This is a genomic window from Hylemonella gracilis (genome assembly GCF_004328645.1).
In the GTDB taxonomy this organism is placed as follows: Bacteria; Pseudomonadota; Gammaproteobacteria; order Burkholderiales; family Burkholderiaceae_C; genus Hylemonella; species Hylemonella gracilis_B.
Genome location: NZ_CP031395.1, coordinates 1447622 through 1466047, shown reverse-complemented (window position 1 = coordinate 1466047; position 18426 = coordinate 1447622). Strand labels below are relative to the sequence as shown.

Annotated in this window: 14 protein-coding genes and 1 tRNA gene; 4 read left to right on the top strand and 11 right to left on the bottom strand. The window is 66.7% G+C overall.

The features are described 5' to 3' along the window. Positions 1-15: 15 nt before the first annotated feature. The 7 genes from DW355_RS06955 to DW355_RS06925 all read right to left on the bottom strand — a co-directional run bounded on the left by DW355_RS06955 (position 16) and on the right by DW355_RS06925 (position 8670). Positions 16-2052 (bottom strand): MacB family efflux pump subunit, encoded by a 2037-nt coding sequence (locus DW355_RS06955; RefSeq protein WP_131278774.1) that lies wholly within the window; start codon positions 2050-2052, stop codon positions 16-18. Between the two features lie 28 nt (positions 2053-2080). After that, complete coding sequence (locus DW355_RS06950) at positions 2081-3589, bottom strand: efflux RND transporter periplasmic adaptor subunit (protein ID WP_242671318.1); 1509 nt, start codon at positions 3587-3589, stop codon at positions 2081-2083. 175 nt (positions 3590-3764) lie between these two features. Further along, positions 3765-4559, bottom strand: a complete 795-nt coding sequence (locus tag DW355_RS06945) for a CBS domain-containing protein (RefSeq protein WP_131278772.1) — start codon at positions 4557-4559, stop codon at positions 3765-3767. A 118-nt stretch (positions 4560-4677) separates the two neighbouring features. Continuing rightward, positions 4678-5871, bottom strand: coding sequence for a radical SAM family heme chaperone HemW (gene hemW / locus DW355_RS06940; RefSeq protein WP_131278770.1), 1194 nt, complete (start codon positions 5869-5871; stop codon positions 4678-4680). A 375-nt stretch (positions 5872-6246) separates the two neighbouring features. Next, positions 6247-6855 (bottom strand): non-canonical purine NTP pyrophosphatase, encoded by a 609-nt coding sequence (locus DW355_RS06935; protein ID WP_131278769.1) that lies wholly within the window; start codon positions 6853-6855, stop codon positions 6247-6249. A gap of 22 nt (positions 6856-6877) precedes the next feature. Continuing rightward, positions 6878-7639 carry a ribonuclease PH gene (rph, locus tag DW355_RS06930; protein ID WP_131278767.1) on the bottom strand — a complete coding sequence of 254 codons (762 nt, stop codon included), beginning with the start codon at positions 7637-7639 and terminating at the stop codon, positions 6878-6880. Positions 7640-7656: 17 nt separating this feature from the next. Further along, positions 7657-8670, bottom strand: coding sequence for a serine/threonine protein kinase (locus DW355_RS06925; RefSeq protein WP_131278765.1), 1014 nt, complete (start codon positions 8668-8670; stop codon positions 7657-7659). A gap of 173 nt (positions 8671-8843) precedes the next feature. Here DW355_RS06925 and DW355_RS06920 point away from each other — a divergent pair, with 173 nt between their 5' ends. From DW355_RS06920 to DW355_RS06905, 4 genes are all read left to right on the top strand, one after another. After that, positions 8844-9818, top strand: coding sequence for a YicC/YloC family endoribonuclease (locus DW355_RS06920; RefSeq protein WP_431733232.1), 975 nt, complete (start codon positions 8844-8846; stop codon positions 9816-9818). A 38-nt stretch (positions 9819-9856) separates the two neighbouring features. Continuing rightward, the gene (gmk, locus tag DW355_RS06915) at positions 9857-10477 is read left to right on the top strand and encodes a guanylate kinase (protein WP_131278761.1); all 621 of its coding nucleotides are present in this window, start codon (positions 9857-9859) and stop codon (positions 10475-10477) included. A gap of 73 nt (positions 10478-10550) precedes the next feature. Next, the gene (gene rpoZ, locus DW355_RS06910) at positions 10551-10754 is read left to right on the top strand and encodes a DNA-directed RNA polymerase subunit omega (RefSeq protein WP_131278759.1); all 204 of its coding nucleotides are present in this window, start codon (positions 10551-10553) and stop codon (positions 10752-10754) included. Between the two features lie 107 nt (positions 10755-10861). Next, positions 10862-13183 (top strand): RelA/SpoT family protein, encoded by a 2322-nt coding sequence (locus DW355_RS06905; protein ID WP_131278757.1) that lies wholly within the window; start codon positions 10862-10864, stop codon positions 13181-13183. Between the two features lie 63 nt (positions 13184-13246). Here the strand turns inward: DW355_RS06905 and greB are convergent, their stop codons facing one another. From greB to DW355_RS06885, 4 genes are all read right to left on the bottom strand, one after another. After that, positions 13247-13804 carry a transcription elongation factor GreB gene (greB, locus tag DW355_RS06900; protein WP_131278755.1) on the bottom strand — a complete coding sequence of 186 codons (558 nt, stop codon included), beginning with the start codon at positions 13802-13804 and terminating at the stop codon, positions 13247-13249. Positions 13805-13868: 64 nt separating this feature from the next. Beyond that, positions 13869-13945 (bottom strand) — tRNA-Arg (locus DW355_RS06895). Between the two features lie 41 nt (positions 13946-13986). After that, positions 13987-14928: a response regulator transcription factor gene (locus DW355_RS06890; protein ID WP_131278754.1), complete on the bottom strand. Its 942-nt coding sequence runs from the start codon at positions 14926-14928 to the stop codon at positions 13987-13989. Further along, the gene (locus DW355_RS06885) at positions 14912-18295 is read right to left on the bottom strand and encodes a hybrid sensor histidine kinase/response regulator (RefSeq protein ID WP_131278752.1); all 3384 of its coding nucleotides are present in this window, start codon (positions 18293-18295) and stop codon (positions 14912-14914) included. Before DW355_RS06885 ends, DW355_RS06890 begins: the two co-directional genes overlap by 17 nt. Between the last annotated feature and the right edge of the window lie 131 nt (positions 18296-18426).

Here is an 18426-nt window from a genome sequence, read left to right as displayed (position 1 = left end):
TTTTGTCACGCCCGCTCATTCCGAGGCCAGCGCCACCACCGGGTCCAGCCGCGCGGCCTTACGCGCGGGCAGGTAACCGAAAACCAGGCCGGTCGCGAAGGCGCAACCAAAAGCCAGCAGCACCGGCGCCAGCGAGTACAGCACGGGCGTGCCGGTCGCGGCGATCACTGCGGCCACGCCCAGACCGATGAACACGCCGATCAGGCCCCCCAGCGCGGAGACCAGCAGGGCCTCGATCAGGAACTGCTGCAGGATGTGGCGCTCATGCGCGCCCGTGGCCATGCGGATGCCGATCTCGCGCGTACGCTCGGTCACGCTGACCAGCATGATGTTCATCACCCCGATGCCGCCCACCAGCAGGGAGATGGCGGCGATGGAACCGAGCAGCACCGTCATGGTGTCCTGGGTTTCGCTGGCCGTCTCGATGATGGACGCCATGTTGCGCAGCTGGAAGTCGATCACGCCATGACGCTCGGCGAGCAGCGACTCCACCGCCGCCTGGGTCTCGTCGATGCGGCTCACGTCCTGCACCGCCACGGTCACGTTGCGCAGGAACCGTTGACCCGACAGGCGCAACTGGCTGGTCTGATAGGGCACCAACACCACGTCGTCCTGGTCCTGCCCGAAGGGCGAGGCGCCGCGCGCGCTCATCACGCCCACGACCTGGAACACCAGGTTGTTGACCAGGATGAATTCACCGACGGGGTCCTGCCCACCCGTCGCGTAGTTCGGGAACAGGGCCTTCGCCACCGTCTGGCCCAGCACGGCCACGGTGGCGTAGTTCTGCTCGTCCTCCTCGCTGAAAAAGGAACCACTGACCGGCAGCCATTGCCGGGCCTGCGGGTACTGCCAGGACGTGCCCAGCACGCTGCTGCTGTAGTCAGCGTCCTGGTGACGCAAGGTGACGCTGCTGCTCTGCTCGGGCACGGCGGCCAGCACATTGGGCACCTCCCGATTGATGGCCTGCACGTCGGCCAGCACCAGGGTCGCGACATTGCCTATGCCCCGCGAGTTGGGCGCGCCGGGCCGCACCAGCAGCAAATTGCTGCCCATCGCGCTGATGCGGTCGATCACGGTCTGCTTGGCGCCGTCACCGATGGCTAGCATGGCGATGACCGAGGCCACGCCGATCACGATGCCCAGCAAGGTGAGCACCGCGCGAAAGACGTTGGAGCGCAAGGCCCTCATGGCCGTCCTCGCGGCCTCGACCAATTCATCGGCGTAAGAGACGCGGCCTGAATACCGGGCCCAGTAAGAAGTCTTGGGCTGCGCATCCTCCTTCAACGCGGGCGCCGGCCCTGGATCGGCCACGATGTGGCCGTCTTTGATCTCGATGACACGTTGTGCGTTCCCGGCCACCTCGGCCGAGTGGGTGATGATGATGACGGTGTGGCCCTGCGCGGCCAGACTTTTGAGCAGGTCCATGACTTCAACGCCCGTCTTGCTGTCGAGCGCGCCCGTGGGCTCGTCGGCCAGGATGACCGGACCGCCGTTCATCAGCGCACGGGCGATGGACACACGCTGCTGCTGCCCGCCTGACAGCTGATTCGGCTTGTGGTGGTGGCGCTCGCCCAGGCCCAGCATCTCCAGCAACTGCCTGGCCCTCTCGCGCCGTTCCTGTGGCGGCGCGCCCGCGTAGACGGCCGGAACCTCGACGTTGTCGGCCGCTGTGCCGGTGGCAATGAGGTTGTAGCTCTGGAACACGAAGCCGAAGGCATCGCGCCGCAGCGCGGCCAGTTCGTCGCGCGACAAGGCCGCCACGTCGCGGCCCATGAAGCGGTAACTGCCGGTGGTGGGCTGGTCCAGGCAACCCAGGATGTTCATCAGGGTCGATTTGCCGGACCCCGAGGCGCCGACGATGGCGACCAATTCGCCCGGATAAATGACCAGGTCGATGCCGTGCAACACGCGCGTGGCGAGTTCGCCGTTGCGGTAGGTCTTGGTGATGCCGCGCAACTCGATGAGCGGCACGCGGGCGACCAAGCCCGTTGCCGGCTGATCCGCACTGGCCTCCTGGCCCGCGCCCGCTGCCGCGCTGATGACTGTGTTCATGGCGCGATCCATGTTTGCCCGCGCCTGCTCAGCGAGGTGGCATGCCACCCGGAGCGCCGGAACGCTGGCCTGCGCCAGCCGAAGCAGCACCCGCAGCGCCTGCACCACTACCCTGACGCTGGCCCGTGACCACCCGGTCCCCTTCTTCCAGGCCGGAGAGGATTTCGGCCAGCACGCGACTGCTCACGCCGACTTGCACCTCGCGCTCCTGCACCCCGTTGGCCGTCAATACCTTGGCCGTGGCACGACGGGAGGGCGCGGGACCCGCCGCGTTGCCACCGCCCCAGGCTCCAGATGCGGAACCACCGCCGGCATTGCCATTCGCCGCACGCCGCTCGGCGCGCAGGCGTTCGCGCTCCTCGGCCGACAGGTTCTGCCAATCCGGGCGCGAGCCCTGGGCAGCTCCGCTGCCGGCCCCGCCCTGCGCGGGCATGGACCCTGTCGCCGGCCCCGAACTGCCGCCGGCAGCGCCTGCCGCCGCGCCCGCGTTCGCGCGGGGTCCGCCCCCTTGCCCACGCTGGATCGTCAGCCCGGCCATCGGCGCCGTCAGCACGCCCCGAGCCTGCGCGACCACAAAAAAGACCTGCGCCGTCATCTGCGACATCAAGCGACGCTGCGGATTGGGCACGTCGAACAAGGCGTTGTAGAGCACCACATTGTTGGTCACGGCGGGGGTGGGCTCGACCTTCTTCAGGGTGCTTTGCCAGCGTTGGCCACCGCTGCCCAGCGTCGTGAAGTAGACCGGCATGCCCACGCGCAGGCGGCTGACGTCGGCCTCGGAGACCTGGGCTTGCACCGTCATCGTGGAGAGATCGGCGATGCGCAAGAGGGTCGGCGCCGCCTGGTTGGCGTTGAGCGTCTGCCCCTGACGGGCGCTGACGCTGACCACCGTGCCCGGCATGGGCGCGTAGATCTTGGCGTACTTCAAGTTGGCCTCCTCCACCTGCATGGTGGCGTCAGCCTGCTCGATCTGGGCTTCCAGGGACTGGATCTGCGCCCGCGTGGACAGCACCGTGGTCTCGGCGTTCTGCACGGCCTCGGCCGTGGTGGCCTCGTCGGCCATCAGATTTTTCTGGCGGCGCAAATCGCGCTCGGCCTTGACCAACTCCACCTGTCGTTGCGCCAGCGTGGCCCGCTGGGCACGCAGCGAGGCGCGGTTGGCCTTGACGCGCGCAGCCGACTGCTCGGCGCCGATTTCGGCCAGCAATTGCCCGGCCTGCACATCACTGCCCACCTCGACATGGATCTTGGTCAGTTGCCCGGACACCTGAGCGCCCACATCCACATAGTCGCGCGGCTGCAGCAAGCCAGTGGCCGTGACCACGTCCTCGATGTCGCCGCGCTGCACCGTCGCCGTCAGGTAACTGGCCTGGGCACCGCTCTTGCGCTCCCACCATTGCCAGCCCCCCAGCCCGCGCCAATCAGCACGACAGGCGTCATCAACAGGGCAATGCGGCGCGTGCGATGGCGACGTGTAGGGGTGAGGGCTTGCATGGAGGGGAAGAACCGGAAATGAAAACAGAAGGCGAGGCATCATGCCCGCAAGCCAGAATGATATTGCGTCTTGTTTGTAAAGAACTATGTCCCCCCGGCACCGCAGTGCCCTGCGGCCCCGGGACCACGTCCCTTCGGTGTGCGATGCGCCGTGCTTGCGAGGGCGGCCGAGCGCCCACGCAAGCAAGGAAGCCCGGCCTCGTCGCGCGGGCAGAGTGTCAACCCCAGAGGTCCAGCGGCGGATCGTGCACCACGGCCTGGAGGATGTCGCTGCGCGAGATAAACCCCACGAGCACGCCGTCGTCCTGGCCCTGCGCGCCAGGTTCCATGCTGCTGTCCACGGTTTCCAGCACCGGCAGCCCAGGCAGGTGGGTGTCGAGCAACACACGGGCCACGCGCCGCAGATCGGCATCCGGGCTGACGGCCGGCACGGGACTGAACATGACGGCCGCCACGGGACGCATCAACAGTTCACGCCAGGCGTCGGCCGGCGCGTCGGGTCGCGGCAAGCGCCGCAGGTCCAGCAGTTCGGCCCGGCTGATCAGGCCAGCCAGCCGCCCAGGCGCGCCACTGGCGGCGCCAGCCAGCACCGGGGCCTGGCCCACGCCGCGCTCGCCCAGCAAGCGCCAGGCCTCAAAAACACTGGTATCCGCGTTCACGGTCATGGGTTGGCGGGTCATCACGTCGGCCACGCGCCGCAGCGGTTGGCGCTCGCGGCCTTGGCCACTGGCCTGTGCGTAGGCGGACAGTGCAGCGCCGGCCGCCAGGCTGCGGGGCGGCGCTTCGATGGCGGCCACCACCTCGTCGGCATCGGCCTGCGGCTCTGCCGCAGCGCCCTCACGTGCCACGCGGGCCGTGGCGCGCCGATACGCCACGGCGGCGGGATCGCGAGGGTCCGACGTCAGCCCAGGCAATCGGCGCGCGCGCATCACGCCACGCAAGGCGTCCACACGCCAGAGATCTTCCATCGCGCCGCGAAAGATGCGACCGCTTTCGCCGTAAATCGAGAACATGCCACCTCCTGAGCGCCTGGGGTCTCAGAGACTATATCGGCAGGCCGGACACGGAAATGAAGCGCGAACGAAGGCCATGAGCCATGGCGCTCGATCCTGGAAGGATCCGGGGCAAGTATCAGGGCAGGAACAGCGCCTGCAGGTCGCTGAGAAAATCGAACCCCTGTTCCGTAGGTCGGACCCTGCTCAGGTCACGCGTGAGCCAGCCCTTGCGCTCGGCCTCTTCCAGCGGCCGCTGGATTGCGGTCAAAGCCAAACCCGTGCGGTCCGAGAAATCCTGCAACGCGAAGCCCTCCCGCAGCCGCAGCGCGTTGAGCATGAATTCAAAAGGCAGATCCGCGCGGCTGACCTCCTCGTCCTGCACCACGGCGCTGCCAGGTTCCGCCGACAGGGCACGCTCCATGTACAGGCGCGGATCGCGCGCGCGCACCTGACGCATGACGCGGTGGGCGAAGCTGAGTTTGCCGTGCGCGCCCGCGCCGATGCCAAGGTAATCACCGAATTGCCAGTAGTTGAGGTTGTGGCGGCAACCATGGCCGGGTCGGGCGTAGGCCGAGACCTCGTAACGCCCCAGGCCCGAAGCACCCGTGCGTTCGGTGATGCGGTCCAGCATGGCGTAGGCCGTGTCCTCGTCCGGCGTCTGCGGCGGGAACTTGGCGAAATAGGTGTTGGGCTCGATGGTCAGGTGGTAGACCGACAAATGTGGCGGCGCGAAGGACAGCGCTGCGTCGAGGTCGGCGTCCAGTTGCGCCAGGCTCTGCCCCGGCAGGGCGTACATCAGGTCCAGATTCCAGGTCTCGAAGCTGCGCGCGGCCTCCTCCAGCGCGGCCAGGGCCTGGGCGCGGTCATGCACTCGGCCCAGAGCCTTCAGATGGTCATCGTTGAAGCTTTGCACGCCCACGGACAGGCGCGTCACGCCCGCCGCGCGGAAGGCCGCGAAACGGTCTATCTCGAACGTGCCCGGGTTGGCCTCCAGCGTGATTTCGCAATCGGCGGCCAGCCTGAGACGTGCACGGATATCGCTCAGCAGGCGGTTGATGCCGGCCGGACTGAACAGACTGGGCGTGCCGCCACCGATGAAGATGCTTTGGACCGATCGGCCCCAGATCAGCGGCAGCGAGGCTTCGAGGTCGGCAACGAGTGCGTCGAGGTAGCGTTGCTCTGGGACATCCCTGGGATTGAGTTCATGCGAGTTGAAATCGCAATACGGGCACTTCTTCAGGCACCAGGGCAGGTGCACGTAGAGCGAGAGCGGCGGCAAGCTGGTCAATTGCAGCGTGCCGGGACGCATGTAGTGTTGGATGTCGTGCATGGTGAGGCACGTATTTTCGGGCAAGACGCGGAGTCAAGTCCCCATTCATGGAGACTTGGCATGTGCGTAAGGCCAGCCTCAAGCCGACGCGCAAGCCGGGCGCTACGGACAGGGCGCGATTTCGGTGGTGGCATCGGCCATGCCCTGAACGCCGTCGCGCCGCAAGTGCGGCGCTTCGTCCTCTGATTTCCGGCATCGTGTTTGAGCGGCGCGATGGCAACGCCATCGCACAGCGAGTTGTGCCGGACAGGCGTTCAAGGCATGGTCGATGCGAAGTTGGCCAAAGGCCAACCACCACCGTATGAGCGCGCTATCCGCAGCGCCCGGCTCGCGCGTTCGCCGACCATGCATGCACGGCGAAGCCGAATCTCAAGCTCAGAACCAACGCTCCCGCATCAATTGCACCATCTGCCTTGCCGACTGCCCGCGATGGCTGTTTGCATTCTTCACCTCGGTCGGCAATTGCGCAAAGGTCTTGCCGAAGGCGGGGATGTACATCACCGGGTCGAAACCAAAACCGTTGTCGCCTATGGGCGCCTGCGTGATTTCACCCACGGCTCGGCCCACGGCGATCAGGGGCTCGGGATCGTCGGCGGAGCGCAAGGCCACCAGGGTGCTGACCAGCGCGGCGCGGCGTTTGCCCGGCCCCTGCACGTCCTTCATCTGCTCCAGCAAGGCGCGCACATTGTTGGCGTCGCCCTTCTCATAGCCAAACTGCGTGGCGTAGTAGGCCGTGTCCACGCCGGGCAGGCCACCGAATGCGTCCACGCACAGGCCCGCGTCGTCAGCGACGGCGGGCAGTCCACTCAGCCTGGCGGCATGACGGGCCTTGGCCAGGGCGTTCTCGACAAAAGTGCGGTGCGGCTCGGGCGCCTCGGGAATGTTCAGGTCTGCCTGCCGAATCAGCGCCACGCCCAGCGGCGCAAACAGTTCCTGCAGTTCGGCGAGTTTGCCCTTGTTGTTGGAGGCGAGAACCAGTTTCATGACGCAAGTTTCACTCCGGGCATCACGCTTGAAGCGCTTGGCGCTGCAAGGCTACCAGTTCGTGGATGCCTTTTTCTGCCAGGGCCAGCAAGGCGTCCATCTCCTTGCGGCTGAAGGCCGCGCCTTCGGCCGTGCCCTGCACCTCGATGTAATGGCCATCGCCCGCGGCGTTGACGGTCATCACCACGTTCATGTCGGTGTCGCAGGCCGAGTCCTCGGTGTATTCCAGGTCGAGCAGCGGCCGGCCCGCGACGATGCCCACCGACACCGCCGCCACCGGCGCCGTGATGGGCGAGGCCTTGAGCTTGCCCTGCGCCAGCAGCGTGTTCACCGCGTCCTGCGCCGCAACCCAGGCGCCGGTGATGGCGGCGGTGCGGGTGCCCCCATCGGCCTGCAGCACATCGCAGTCCAGCGTGATGGTGCGCTCACCCAATTGCTTGAGGTCGAACACGGCGCGCAGGCTGCGACCGATCAGTCGCTGGATTTCCTGCGTGCGCCCGCTCTGCTTGCCGCGCGCGGCCTCGCGGTCGCTGCGGGTGTGGGTGGAGCGCGGCAGCATGCCGTATTCCGCCGTGACCCAGCCCTCACCGCTGCCCCTCTTGTGCGGCGGCACGCGCTCCTCGACCGAGGCAGTGCACAGCACGCGGGTACGGCCGAATTCGATCAGCACCGAGCCCTCGGCGTGCACGGTGTAGCGACGGGTGATGCGCACGACGCGCAACTGATCGGCGGCGCGGTTGTCGGAACGCGGGGTGGCTGCGCCACCGGGGAGCTGGGTGTTCATGGTCAGTGAGGCTTCAATCAGCGGGTCTTGACCGCGGACAGGCCGGCCAGGCCACGCAAGGTCTTGCGCAGCTCGGAGATCCAGGTATCGAAGCGCATGCGCATCTTCTCGCGCGGGGTCAGGCGCGTGTAGCGCAATTCGCTTTCACGGCTCAGCTCCTTCTGCAAGGCGAAGACGGACTGCGGGCGAGACAAGGGATCCAGCGCCATGCACCAGGCCACCACGTCGATCAGGTTGTCGGAGTAGACACCCCGCAGTCGCGCCAGGCTGGTGGTCAGCCTATCCTTGTCCAGCCGCTGCGGCGCCTCGTACGGCGGGTAGCCCTGCATGCAGGCGTAGATGCAGGCCCCGATGGCGTAGATGTCGGTCCAGGGACCGAGCACCGCGTCACGCCGGTACATCTCGGGTGCGGCAAACCCAGGCGTGTACATGGGGCGCACGAAACTGCTTTCCTTGGACAACACCTCGCGCGCCGCGCCGAAATCAATCAACACCGCGCGGTTGTCATCGGTCACGAAAACGTTGGCGGGCTTGATGTCCAGGTGCAGCATCTTGTGCTGGTGCACGATGCGCAGGCCACGCAGCACTTCGTCGAACAGCGAGCGGATGGTCGACTCGCGAAACACCTTCTGCTGCTTCTGTTCACGCGCGGTGATGATGAATTCCTGCAGCGAGGCGCCTTCCAGGTAGTTCATCACCAGGTAGACCGTGTCGTTGTCGCGGAAGAAGTTGAGCACGCTCACCACCGAGGGGTGCGAAATCTGCGCCAGCGCGCGCCCCTCCTCGAAAAAGCTCTTGAGCCCGAGGCGATAGAGCGAGAGACGCTCGGATGCCACCTGCGGCAGCAATTCGCCGGACGCGCGCGTCACCAGCGAAGCGGGCAGGTATTCCTTGATGGCCACGGGCTGACCCGCAGCGTCGGTGGCCTGGTAGACCACGCCGAAGCCCCCGGCGGCCAGCTTGCGCACGATGCGGTAACCCCCACCGATGACGGTCTCTGGCGACAGGGGGGCGGGCTTGACCTTGGCCATCGTGGACGTGACGTGGAAGAGATGGAAGGAAGGCGGTGCGGTTATGCTCGCCGCTTTTCCGGTGCCGGTCGCGACGCTGTCGCAACGCAGGAATGGCCGCACCCGTATCCATTGCGCCGCGTCGATCGCGGCGCCACGCATCACCAGAGAGGAGAGCCATGTCAGTTTACAGCATGACCGGCTACGCCAGCGCCCAGCACGAGGCGCGCAAGGACCCCGCCACCAACACACCTACGTCCGGCACGGCGGACCATTCGGCCTTCTCTTCCGCGTCCTCAGCCAACTCATCCTCCCCCACGCCCGGCGCGCGCCTGGGCCTGGAAATCCGCTCGGTCAATGGCCGCTTCCTGGACCTGACCCTGCGCTTGCCCGAAGAATTGCGCGCCACCGAACCGGCCCTGCGCGAACTGGTTCAGGGCCGGCTCAAGCGCGGCAAGGTGGAGCTGCGCGCCTTCATCGAGACCGGCGACGGCGAGGCCTTGGGCGACCCGAGCCCGCGTCTGCTGCAGCGCCTGGGCGCGCTGCAGGAAAGCGTGCGCACCTGGTTGCCGACTGCGCGCGAACTCAGCGTGGCCGACGTGTTGCGCCTGGCGACGCAGCAGCATGAAAGCGAGCGGCGCGCCCTGCCACAGGATTGGAGTTCGTTGGCCCAGAAGCTGACCTCCCAGGCCCTGGACGCCCTGCTGCAGGCCCGCGAACGCGAGGGTGCGCGGCTGGCCACCATGCTGCTGGGGCACATCGCGCAACTGCGTCAGCTCACCACGCAGGCGGCGCCCCTGGTACCCCAACTCGTGGAACAGCAAAGACAGCGCTTCCTGGAACGCTGGAAGGAGGCGATGAACCTGTCTGAGGGCAGCGCCACCCCTGAAGCCGCGCAGGACCGGGCGCTCACCGAGGCCACGGCCTATGCCATCCGCATCGACGTGGCCGAGGAACTGACGCGCCTGGGCGCGCACCTGGACGAAATCGAGCGGCTGCTGAAAAAAGGCGGCGAACTGGGCAAGCGGCTGGATTTCCTGATCCAGGAATTGCACCGCGAAGCCAACACCCTGGGCTCCAAGTCGGCGACACTGGAACTCACGCGCATCTCGGTGGACATGAAGGTGCTGATCGAGCAGATGCGCGAGCAGGTGCAGAACCTGGAATAAGGACTGGCGCCACGACACCCGCCCTCTAGAATCTCGCCATGGAATACCCCGGCAACCTCTTTGTCATCGCCGCCCCCAGCGGAGCGGGCAAGTCCAGCCTGGTCAACGCGCTGCTGGCGCAAGACCCGCGCCTGCAGCTGTCGATCTCCCACACCACGCGAGCGCCGCGCGGGCAGGAGCAGCACGGGCGGGAGTACTACTTCATCTCCCCACTGGCCTTTGATTCCATGGTCGCGGCCGATGCCTTCGTGGAATGGGCGAACGTGCACAGCCACCGCTACGGCACCTCGCGCCAGTCCATCGCGGACCGCATCCTGGCTGGCACGGACATCGTGCTGGAAATCGACTACCAGGGCGCCATGCAGATCAAGAAACTGTTCCCGGCCGCCGCCACCCTGTTCATCCTGCCGCCCAGCTGGGAGGAATTGCAGGCCCGCCTGATCAAGCGCGGCGAGGACAGCGAAGAGGTAATCGCCCTGCGCCTGAAAAACGCGGCGACCGAGATGGCCCAGGCACCCCACTTCGACTTCGTTATAATCAACGACCAGTTCGAGCGCGCCTTGGCTGACTTGCGACTCGTCGTGCAAGCTCAGCGGCTTCGGTATCCGGCCCAGCGCCGGGCCCGACCCGAGACCTTCGAGGCGCTGCATCTGCCCTGACCGCCTTCCCCGAATCACCCAACCGCCGGACCGCGCTCCTCATCGACGCGGCTCAGCCCCTGGAGCAGAACCCATGGCCCGCATCACCGTCGAAGATTGCCTGCAGCAGATCCCCAACCGCTTCCAGCTGGTGCTGGCCGCGACCTACCGCGCCCGCATGCTGAGCCAAGGCCACGCGCCCAAGATCGAAAGCAAGAACAAGCCGGGCGTGACCGCCCTGCGCGAGATCGCGGAAGGCAAAGTCGGCCTGGAAATGCTCAAGAAAGTACCGATCTGAGCCGGCTCAGGCCCGGTCTTCAGAAAAACGTCAAAAAACCGACAAATAAAGCACCGCCCGCGCGGTGCTTTTTTATTGCCCGCTACCATTCGGCCGTGAGCCACTTCATGCCCCCCACCACCGTCGCGCCCCCGGCTCCGGCTACCGCCGCCGGCCTGGGTGGACTGCCTGCGGGCCTTTCGAGCTCGGCGGCAGACCCGACCGTGGCCCAGACGGTCAACGCGGCAGCGGCCAATGCGGCGGCGGCAAGCTTCGCCAACCTCACGGCGAAGCTGGATTACCTCTCCCCCGCCGATCTGGAACAGGTGCGGCAGGCCTACCGCTTCGCCGACGAGGCCCACCTGGGCCAGTTGCGCAACAGCGGCGAGCCCTACATCACCCACCCTATCGCCGTCGCCGGACTGTGCGCCGAATGGAAGCTTGACGCCCAGGCCCTGATGGCGGCGCTGCTGCACGACGCCATCGAAGACTGCGGTGTGACCAAGCCCGAGCTGATCGAGCGTTTCGGCGCACCCGTGGCCGAGCTGGTGGACGGCCTGACCAAGCTGGACAAGCTGCAGTTCAGCACCCGCGAGGAAAACCAGGCCGAGAGCTTTCGCAAGATGCTGCTGGCCATGGCGCGTGACGTGCGCGTCATCCTGATCAAGCTGGCCGACCGCAGCCACAACATGCGCACGCTGGACGACGTGCCGCGCGCCAAGTGGGCGCGCATCTCCTCCGAGACGCTGGAGATTTACGCGCCCATCGCCTACCGTCTGGGCCTGAACCAGACCTACCGCGAGCTGCAGGAGCTCTCCTTCAGCCATCTGCGCCCCTGGCGCCATGCCGTGCTGGCCAAGGCCCTGGAGCGCGCGCGCAGCCGCCGCCGTGACCTGATCGGCAAGGTGCAAAAGGAAGTGGAAATCGCCTTCGAGGGTGCCCACATTCCGGTGCGCCTGGCCGGCCGCGAGAAGACCCTGTACTCCATCTACAAGAAGATGGACGAGAAGCACCTGAGCTTCGCCCAGATCTCGGACATGTATGGCTTTCGGGTCATCGTGCCCAACCTGACCGACTGCTACACCGCCCTGGGCGTACTGCACCAGCTCTACAAGCCGGTGCCCGGCCGCTTCAAGGACCTGATCGCCATCCCCAAGGCCAACGGCTACCAATCCCTGCACACCATGCTGGTCGGGCCCTCGGCGGTCCACGTGGAGTTTCAAATCCGCACCGAGGCCATGCACGTGGTGGCTGAATCGGGCGTGGCGGCGCACTGGCTGTACAAGGCCAACGAGCCGGACAGCCCCATCGCCGCGCGCCTCGGGGCGCAGTGGCTGCAATCGCTGCTGGACATCCAGAACGAAACCCGCGACGCCGCCGAGTTCCTGGACCACGTCAAGGTGGACCTGTTCCCGGAATCGGTCTATGTCTTCACACCCAAGAGCAAGATCATCTCGCTGCCGCGCGGCGCCACGGTGGTCGATTTCGCCTACGCCATCCACAGCGACGTGGGCGACCGCGCGGTGGCCGCCCGCATCAACGGCGAGCAGGTGCCACTGCGCACCGAGCTGCAAAGCGGCGACGCGGTGGAAATCGTCACCGCCACCGTCCCCGCGCCCAATCCGGCCTGGCTGAGCTTCGTGCGCACCGGCCGCGCGCGCAGCAAGATCCGCCACCACCTCAAGACCCTGGCCCAGGCCGACAGTGAAAAACTGGGCGAAAAACTCCTGCTACAGGCCCTGCGCGCCGAGGGCGTGGAACGCTTCCCGGCCGACGACGAAGCCGGCAGCACCGCGCTGTGGAGCAAGCTGCTGCACTTCACCGGCAACCGCAGCCGCGCCGAGCTGCTGGAAGACATCGGCCTGGGCAAGCGGGTGGCCGACATCGTGGCCAAGCGCCTGGCCATCCTGATTGCCGAGGGCATGGAGGGCGCCAAGATCCGGCCCGACGCGATCCGCGTCAGCCAGGAGCAGTTCCTGCGCCGCCAGGAACGGCAAGCCCCGATCACCGTCGATGGCAGCGAAAGCGCGTCGGTGCGTTACGCCCCCTGCTGCCGCCCGATTCCCGGCGATGCCATCGTTGGCTACCTCGGCCGGGGCGAAGGCCTGGTGGTGCACACGGCCGATTGCGCCACCGCCCGCAAGCTGCTGAACAAGGACAGCGACCGCTTCATCGGCGTCGAATGGTCGGACGAGCCGACGCGCCCCTTCCAGACCGCCATCGTGGTCACCCTCAACAACGGCAAGGGCGTGCTGGCGCGTGTGGCCTCGGCCCTGGCCGGCGCGGAGGCCGACATCGTCCACATCGACATGGGCCAGGAAGGCCCGCAGGAAGTGACCGATCTGCGCTTCATCATCGCTGTGCGCGATCGCGTCCACCTGGCCGCGGCCCTGCGCGCGCTCAAGCGCACCCCGGCCGTCCTGCGTGCACGCCGCGCGAGCTCCAGTTGAACAGGCGACGGCATCCACAGGCCATCACTCCCCAAGCCCAAGGACCTGCGTGCCGCCTGCCACTCAAGCCCCCGATTTGGGGTAGCTCACTTCCAGCACTTCAATCTCCTCCACGCCAGCCGGTGTCACCAGCTTGAGCACATCACCCACGCGCGCCTTCAGCAGCGTGCGCGCCACCGGTGAAATCCAACTCACCTGGCCGCGCAGATTGTCCGCTTCGTCGATGCCCAGGATGGTGATGGTGCGCTCCGCACCGGAACCATCCGCGTAGGTGACCGTCGCGCCGAAGAACACCTGATCGCTGCCATGGTGCACGCTCGGGTCGGCCACTTCGGCGATCTCCAGGCGCTTGGTCAGAAAACGGATACGCCGATCGATTTCGCGCAGGCGCTTCTTGCCGTAAAGGTAATCCCCGTTCTCGGAACGGTCGCCATTGCTGGCCGCCCAATGCACCACCTCCACGACCTTCGGACGCTCTTCGTCGATCAGTTGCATCAGCTCGGCGCGCAGCCGCGCGTAGCCAGCGGGCGTGATGTAGTTCTTGCCGCCTGCGGGCAGGGCGGGCAGGCCGATGTCCTCGTCGTCATCGGCATCGGTTTCGCGGGTGAAGGCTTTGCTCATGGCGGAAGAATCGTGGCAAAAAAGGAAAAAGCCCGCAACCTTGCGGTTGCGGGCTTTTCTTTTTTGGTGCGGCTGGCAGGAATTGAACCCACGACCCCTTGGTTCGTAGCCAAGTACTCTATCCAACTGAGCTACAGCCGCGAAGCTGCGCATTGTAGCAGAAGTTTTTTGGGCTTTCGCGCTCAGTCTTCCAAGAGCAGGCTGTTGGCAATGGCGGCCGCGGCCGTTCGGGTCTCCACGCCCAGTTTCTCGAAAATGTGCTCCAGGTGCTTGTTGACCGTGCGCGGGCTCATGCCCAGGATGTCGCCAATGTCGCGGTTGGTCTTGCCCTTGGCCAGCCAGGACAGCACCTCCGTCTCACGCGGCGTGAGTGCCGCGCCGCTCAAGCGCCGCTGGGACGGATCGCGCGGCACCATTCCGGAGGCCGCAGCCGGCAGTTGCCGCAACAGCACCATGCGTTCGCCTGGTCCCCCCTGACCGAGGTGGCGGGCCTGCAACTGGCTGCCATCGGGCAAGGTCACGAGGGCCTCACCCTGGTCCAGCAGTTGCAGCAGCCAGCGACGCAAGGCGGCCTCGCCCTCGCGCAGCGCCGGAATCTGCTGCAACCAACGCGTGGCCTGAGGTGAACGCCAGGCGATGCGGCCCTGGCTGTCCAGCAGCAGCACACCCAGACCGGCCACATCCACGGCCTCGCGCGCAAGTCGGCTCACATGGGCATTGCGCAGGTGCGTCGCCAGACGGGCCAGCACCTCGGGGATGCGCAAGGGCTTGACCACGTAGTCCACGCCGCCGCAGGCAAACCCCTGCAGGATCTGCTCGGTCTCGGCCAGGCCGGTCATGAAGATCACAGGCACATGGGCCCACGGCGGTTCGGCCTTGAGTCGACGGCAAAGGGAAAAACCGTCCTCGCCCGGCATCAGCGCATCCAGCAGCACCGCGTCAGGCACGCCCATCTCGAAGCGCTCCAGCGCCTCGGTGGCGTCGCGCGCGACCAGCACGGTGTAGCCCTCCAGCGCCAGGGCGTCGCACAGCATGCGCAAGGTCTCGGGTGCGTCGTCTACCACCAGCACCACGTGGGAGACTTGCGAGGCAAGGGGGACGAGGGACTCAGGCAGGGGAGGCATCTTCGGTCTCTCTCAAGCGGGCGATCAAGGCGGGAAAGTCGAACCGATCCACGTAGGCGACCAGCACTTGCAAGGTCTCGGCCAGGGCCGGTGCCTGCTCGGCGCGTCCGCGCAGCAGGCTGCGCAGGCCGCTGGCGTTGCCCTGACGGGCCAGCGCGATCAGACGCTCCCGCAGCTCCTGCGGCAGGGGCAAGACGCCCGCGACGCCCAGGGACGTGAGAGGCGGGGCGTCGACACGCTGCACCTCGTGCACCCATTCAAGCTGCAGCATGCGCGCCAGCAGGTCCAGCAGCTCTGACTCGATCACCGGCTTGTTCACGAAACCGCGTGCGCCGACCGCGGCCAGCAGTTCGGGACGGTTCTCGAAGGGGTCGGCCGAGACCAGCAGGATGGGCAGGGTCGGTGCCACGTCGCGCATCAGTTGCGCGGTCTGCCAGCCGTTGAGGTCGTCCATGTTGATGTCCAGCAGCACCGCGTCGGGCAGGCGCTGTTGAACGATCTCCAGTGCTTCACGGCCGCTGGCGGCCTCGCGCACCACGAAGCCCAGGGGCAGCAGCAGGCTGGCCAGCAGTTGGCGTTGCACGGGCTGGTCGTCCACCACCAACAGGGTGCGGCGTGGATCGAGGTAACCCGCGATGGGTCGCAGGGCGTTGACGGCCGGGCGGGCCGGCGGTTCGATCTCGCGCAGGTAGAGGCGCACGCTGAAGATGCTGCCCCGACCGACCTCGCTCTGCAGCAGCAGCTCGCCCCCCATCAGCTCGGTCAGCAAGTGGGTGATGGCCAGACCCAGACCGGTGCCGGATTCGCTGGAGCGCCGACCCGCGCTGCCGCGCTCGAAGGGCATGAAGATGCGCTCCTGGTCCTGCGGCGCGATGCCGATGCCCGTGTCCTCGACCTCGAAGCGCAGCACCTCGTGCCGGCAGTCGACGCGGAACACGATGCGACCCCGGTCCGTGAAACGTACCGCGTTGGCCAGCAGGTTGATCAGGATCTGGCGCAAACGCTTGGCGTCGGCGCGCACCCAGGCTGGCACACGCCCCAGGGTTTCGAGCCGGAAGGCCAGGCCCTTGCCCTCGGCCTGGGGTTGGACCATGCGCGCGAGTTCGGACAGGAATTCCTGGAAGGGCAAGGGCGCCGGGTCCAGCCGCAGGCGGCCGGCTTCGATGCGCGCCAGGTCCAACAGACCGTCGATCAGCGCGTGCATGTGCTGACCACTCTGCTGGATGGTGGTGACGGCCTCGCGCGCGCCGCCCTTGAGCGTGTTGCCGCGCAGGAGGATCTGAGCGTAGCCCAGGATGCTGTTGAGCGGCGTGCGCAACTCGTGCGTCATGCCAGCCACGTAACGGGTCTTGGCCTGGCTGGCAGATTCGGCCGCCTCCTTGGCGCTCTGCAGTGCCTCGTCGGTGCGCTGGTGGGCGTCGATTTCCTTCTGCAACAACTGGGTCTGCCGCTCGGACTCGTCGTGCGCCATGCGCCGGCTCTCGTTGGCCAGCACCACCCACCAGGCGCAGACGGCGGCCAGCACCGCCATCAACGAGAAGGCCTTGATGAAGGGCAACCTCAGGGCCTCGGCATGCGCCGCGCCCTGCAGGCTTTCCTGCACATAAACGACGCCCAACAAAAATCCCATGAGCGCGGACAGACCCAGAAAGACCGCGAAGTACTGCGCGACGCGAAAATTGAACCGGTTGTTCAGCCCGGCTGGCAACACCCAGGCCAGTGCCCGGCTCACCTGGTCGGCCGCGCGCGCCTCGGTCTTGCAGCGGTCATGGCAACGCGATTCGAGCGAGCAACACAAGGAGCAGATGGGTGAACCGTAGGCCGGGCAATGCGCCATGTCGGCACTCTCGAAGTGGTTGTCGCAGACACTGCAACGCACGAGCTCGCCCGGCTTCCACGGCGAAGGATCCTGGCGCGCGAGGTAATACCGCCCCCGCGTGGCCCAGGCCAGCAGCGGCGCGGTGAGCATGGCCGTGAACAGCGCGATGAAGGGCGCGAAGGCTTCGGCCCAGACACCCAGCAAACCCGCGTAGGCCACGCAGGCCAGTGCTGCGGCCAGCAGCATGGCGCCCAGGCCCACGGGGTTGAGGTCGTAGAGGTAGGCACGCCGAAACTCCACGCCGGGCGGACTGAGACCCAGCGGCTTGCTGATCACCAGATCGGCCACCAGGGCACCAACCCAGGCGATCGCCACATTGGCATACAGACCCAGCACGTGTTCGAGCGCGCCGAACACGCCCAGCGTCATCAGCAGCATGGCGATGATGACGTTGAATACCAGCCAGACCACGCGCCCCGGATGGCTGCGCGTGATGCGCGCGAAGAAATTGCTCCAGGCCAGCGAGCCCGCGTAGGCGTTGGTCACGTTGATCTTGACCTGGGAGATGATGACGAAGACCACCGTCAGCCACAAAGCCAGCGTCGGGCTGTCGACCGCTCGCATGTAACCCACTAGGAACATCTGCGTGGGTTCGGCCGCCTGGCCGGGCGACGCGCCGTACTGCAGGGCCACGAAGGCCAGGAAGGCGCCGGCCAGCATCTTGAGCATGCCCATGACGATCCAGCCCGGCCCGGCCAGCAGCACGCAGCCCCACCAGCGCCAGCGGTTGGTGCGCGTGCGTTCGGGCATGAAACGCAAGTAGTCCACCTGTTCACCCACCTGCACGATGAGCGAGAACGCCACGGTGGCAGCGGCGCCGAACATCAGCGGCTCGAACTCGCTGCTGCCCGAGGTGAGCCCCGACAGGCCAGTGAAATCGCGGTAGAGCTGAGGCTGCTCGAGCGCGAACCAGGCAAAGGGCCAGAGCAGCAGCACGATCCACACCGGCTGCGTCCAGGTCTGCAGGCGCGAGATGAAGGTGATGCCGTAGAGGACCAGCGGAATGATGACCAGCGAGGACAACACGTAGCACCACACCAGCGGCCAGCCGAAGGCCATCTCCAGGACCAGCGCCATGATGGCCGCCTCCAGCGCGAAGAAGATGAAGGTGAAGCTGGCGTAGATCAGCGAGGTGACGGTGGAACCCAGGTAGCCGAAACCCGCGCCCCGCGTGAGCAGGTCCATGTCCAGGCCGTGACGTGCGGCGTAGACCGAGATCGGCAGGCCCGTGAGAAAGGTGATCAGCCCCATCACCAGGATGGCCCAGAGCGCATTGCCGAAACCGTAACTCAGCGCGATGGCGCCGCCGATGGCCTCCAGCGCCAGGAAAGACATGCCGCCGAAGGCGGTGTTGGCCACGCGCCATTCGCTCCATTTGCGTGCACCGCGCGGCGTGTAACGCAGGGCGTAGTCCTCCAGGGTCTCGTTGGCAACCCAGGAGTTGTAGTCGCGGCGGATCGGGAAGATGCGCTGCCGGGCGGTATTCATGAATGCGCCTCTTTCTGGGGCCATGGGATGCCCACACGGGTGCACATGCAAGAAGTGTTCTCGCGGCGGCCGGGGTCGGCGATACGTTGATTGACGTATGGGACGGCGGAGCGTCTCTCCCTAATCTGGCG

Coding starts and splice junctions, on each gene's coding strand:
- DW355_RS06955 (WP_131278774.1), bottom strand. CDS start 2,052: ATGAACACAGTCATCAGCGCGGCAGCGGGCGCGGGCCAGGAGGCCAGT.
- DW355_RS06950 (WP_242671318.1), bottom strand. CDS start 3,589: ATGATGCCTCGCCTTCTGTTTTCATTTCCGGTTCTTCCCCTCCATGCA.
- DW355_RS06945 (WP_131278772.1), bottom strand. CDS start 4,559: ATGTTCTCGATTTACGGCGAAAGCGGTCGCATCTTTCGCGGCGCGATG.
- hemW (WP_131278770.1), bottom strand. CDS start 5,871: ATGCACGACATCCAACACTACATGCGTCCCGGCACGCTGCAATTGACC.
- DW355_RS06935 (WP_131278769.1), bottom strand. CDS start 6,855: ATGAAACTGGTTCTCGCCTCCAACAACAAGGGCAAACTCGCCGAACTG.
- rph (WP_131278767.1), bottom strand. CDS start 7,639: ATGAACACCCAGCTCCCCGGTGGCGCAGCCACCCCGCGTTCCGACAAC.
- DW355_RS06925 (WP_131278765.1), bottom strand. CDS start 8,670: ATGGCCAAGGTCAAGCCCGCCCCCCTGTCGCCAGAGACCGTCATCGGT.
- DW355_RS06920 (WP_431733232.1), top strand. CDS start 8,844: ATGACCGGCTACGCCAGCGCCCAGCACGAGGCGCGCAAGGACCCCGCC.
- gmk (WP_131278761.1), top strand. CDS start 9,857: ATGGAATACCCCGGCAACCTCTTTGTCATCGCCGCCCCCAGCGGAGCG.
- rpoZ (WP_131278759.1), top strand. CDS start 10,551: ATGGCCCGCATCACCGTCGAAGATTGCCTGCAGCAGATCCCCAACCGC.
- DW355_RS06905 (WP_131278757.1), top strand. CDS start 10,862: ATGCCCCCCACCACCGTCGCGCCCCCGGCTCCGGCTACCGCCGCCGGC.
- greB (WP_131278755.1), bottom strand. CDS start 13,804: ATGAGCAAAGCCTTCACCCGCGAAACCGATGCCGATGACGACGAGGAC.
- DW355_RS06890 (WP_131278754.1), bottom strand. CDS start 14,928: ATGCCTCCCCTGCCTGAGTCCCTCGTCCCCCTTGCCTCGCAAGTCTCC.
- DW355_RS06885 (WP_131278752.1), bottom strand. CDS start 18,295: ATGAATACCGCCCGGCAGCGCATCTTCCCGATCCGCCGCGACTACAAC.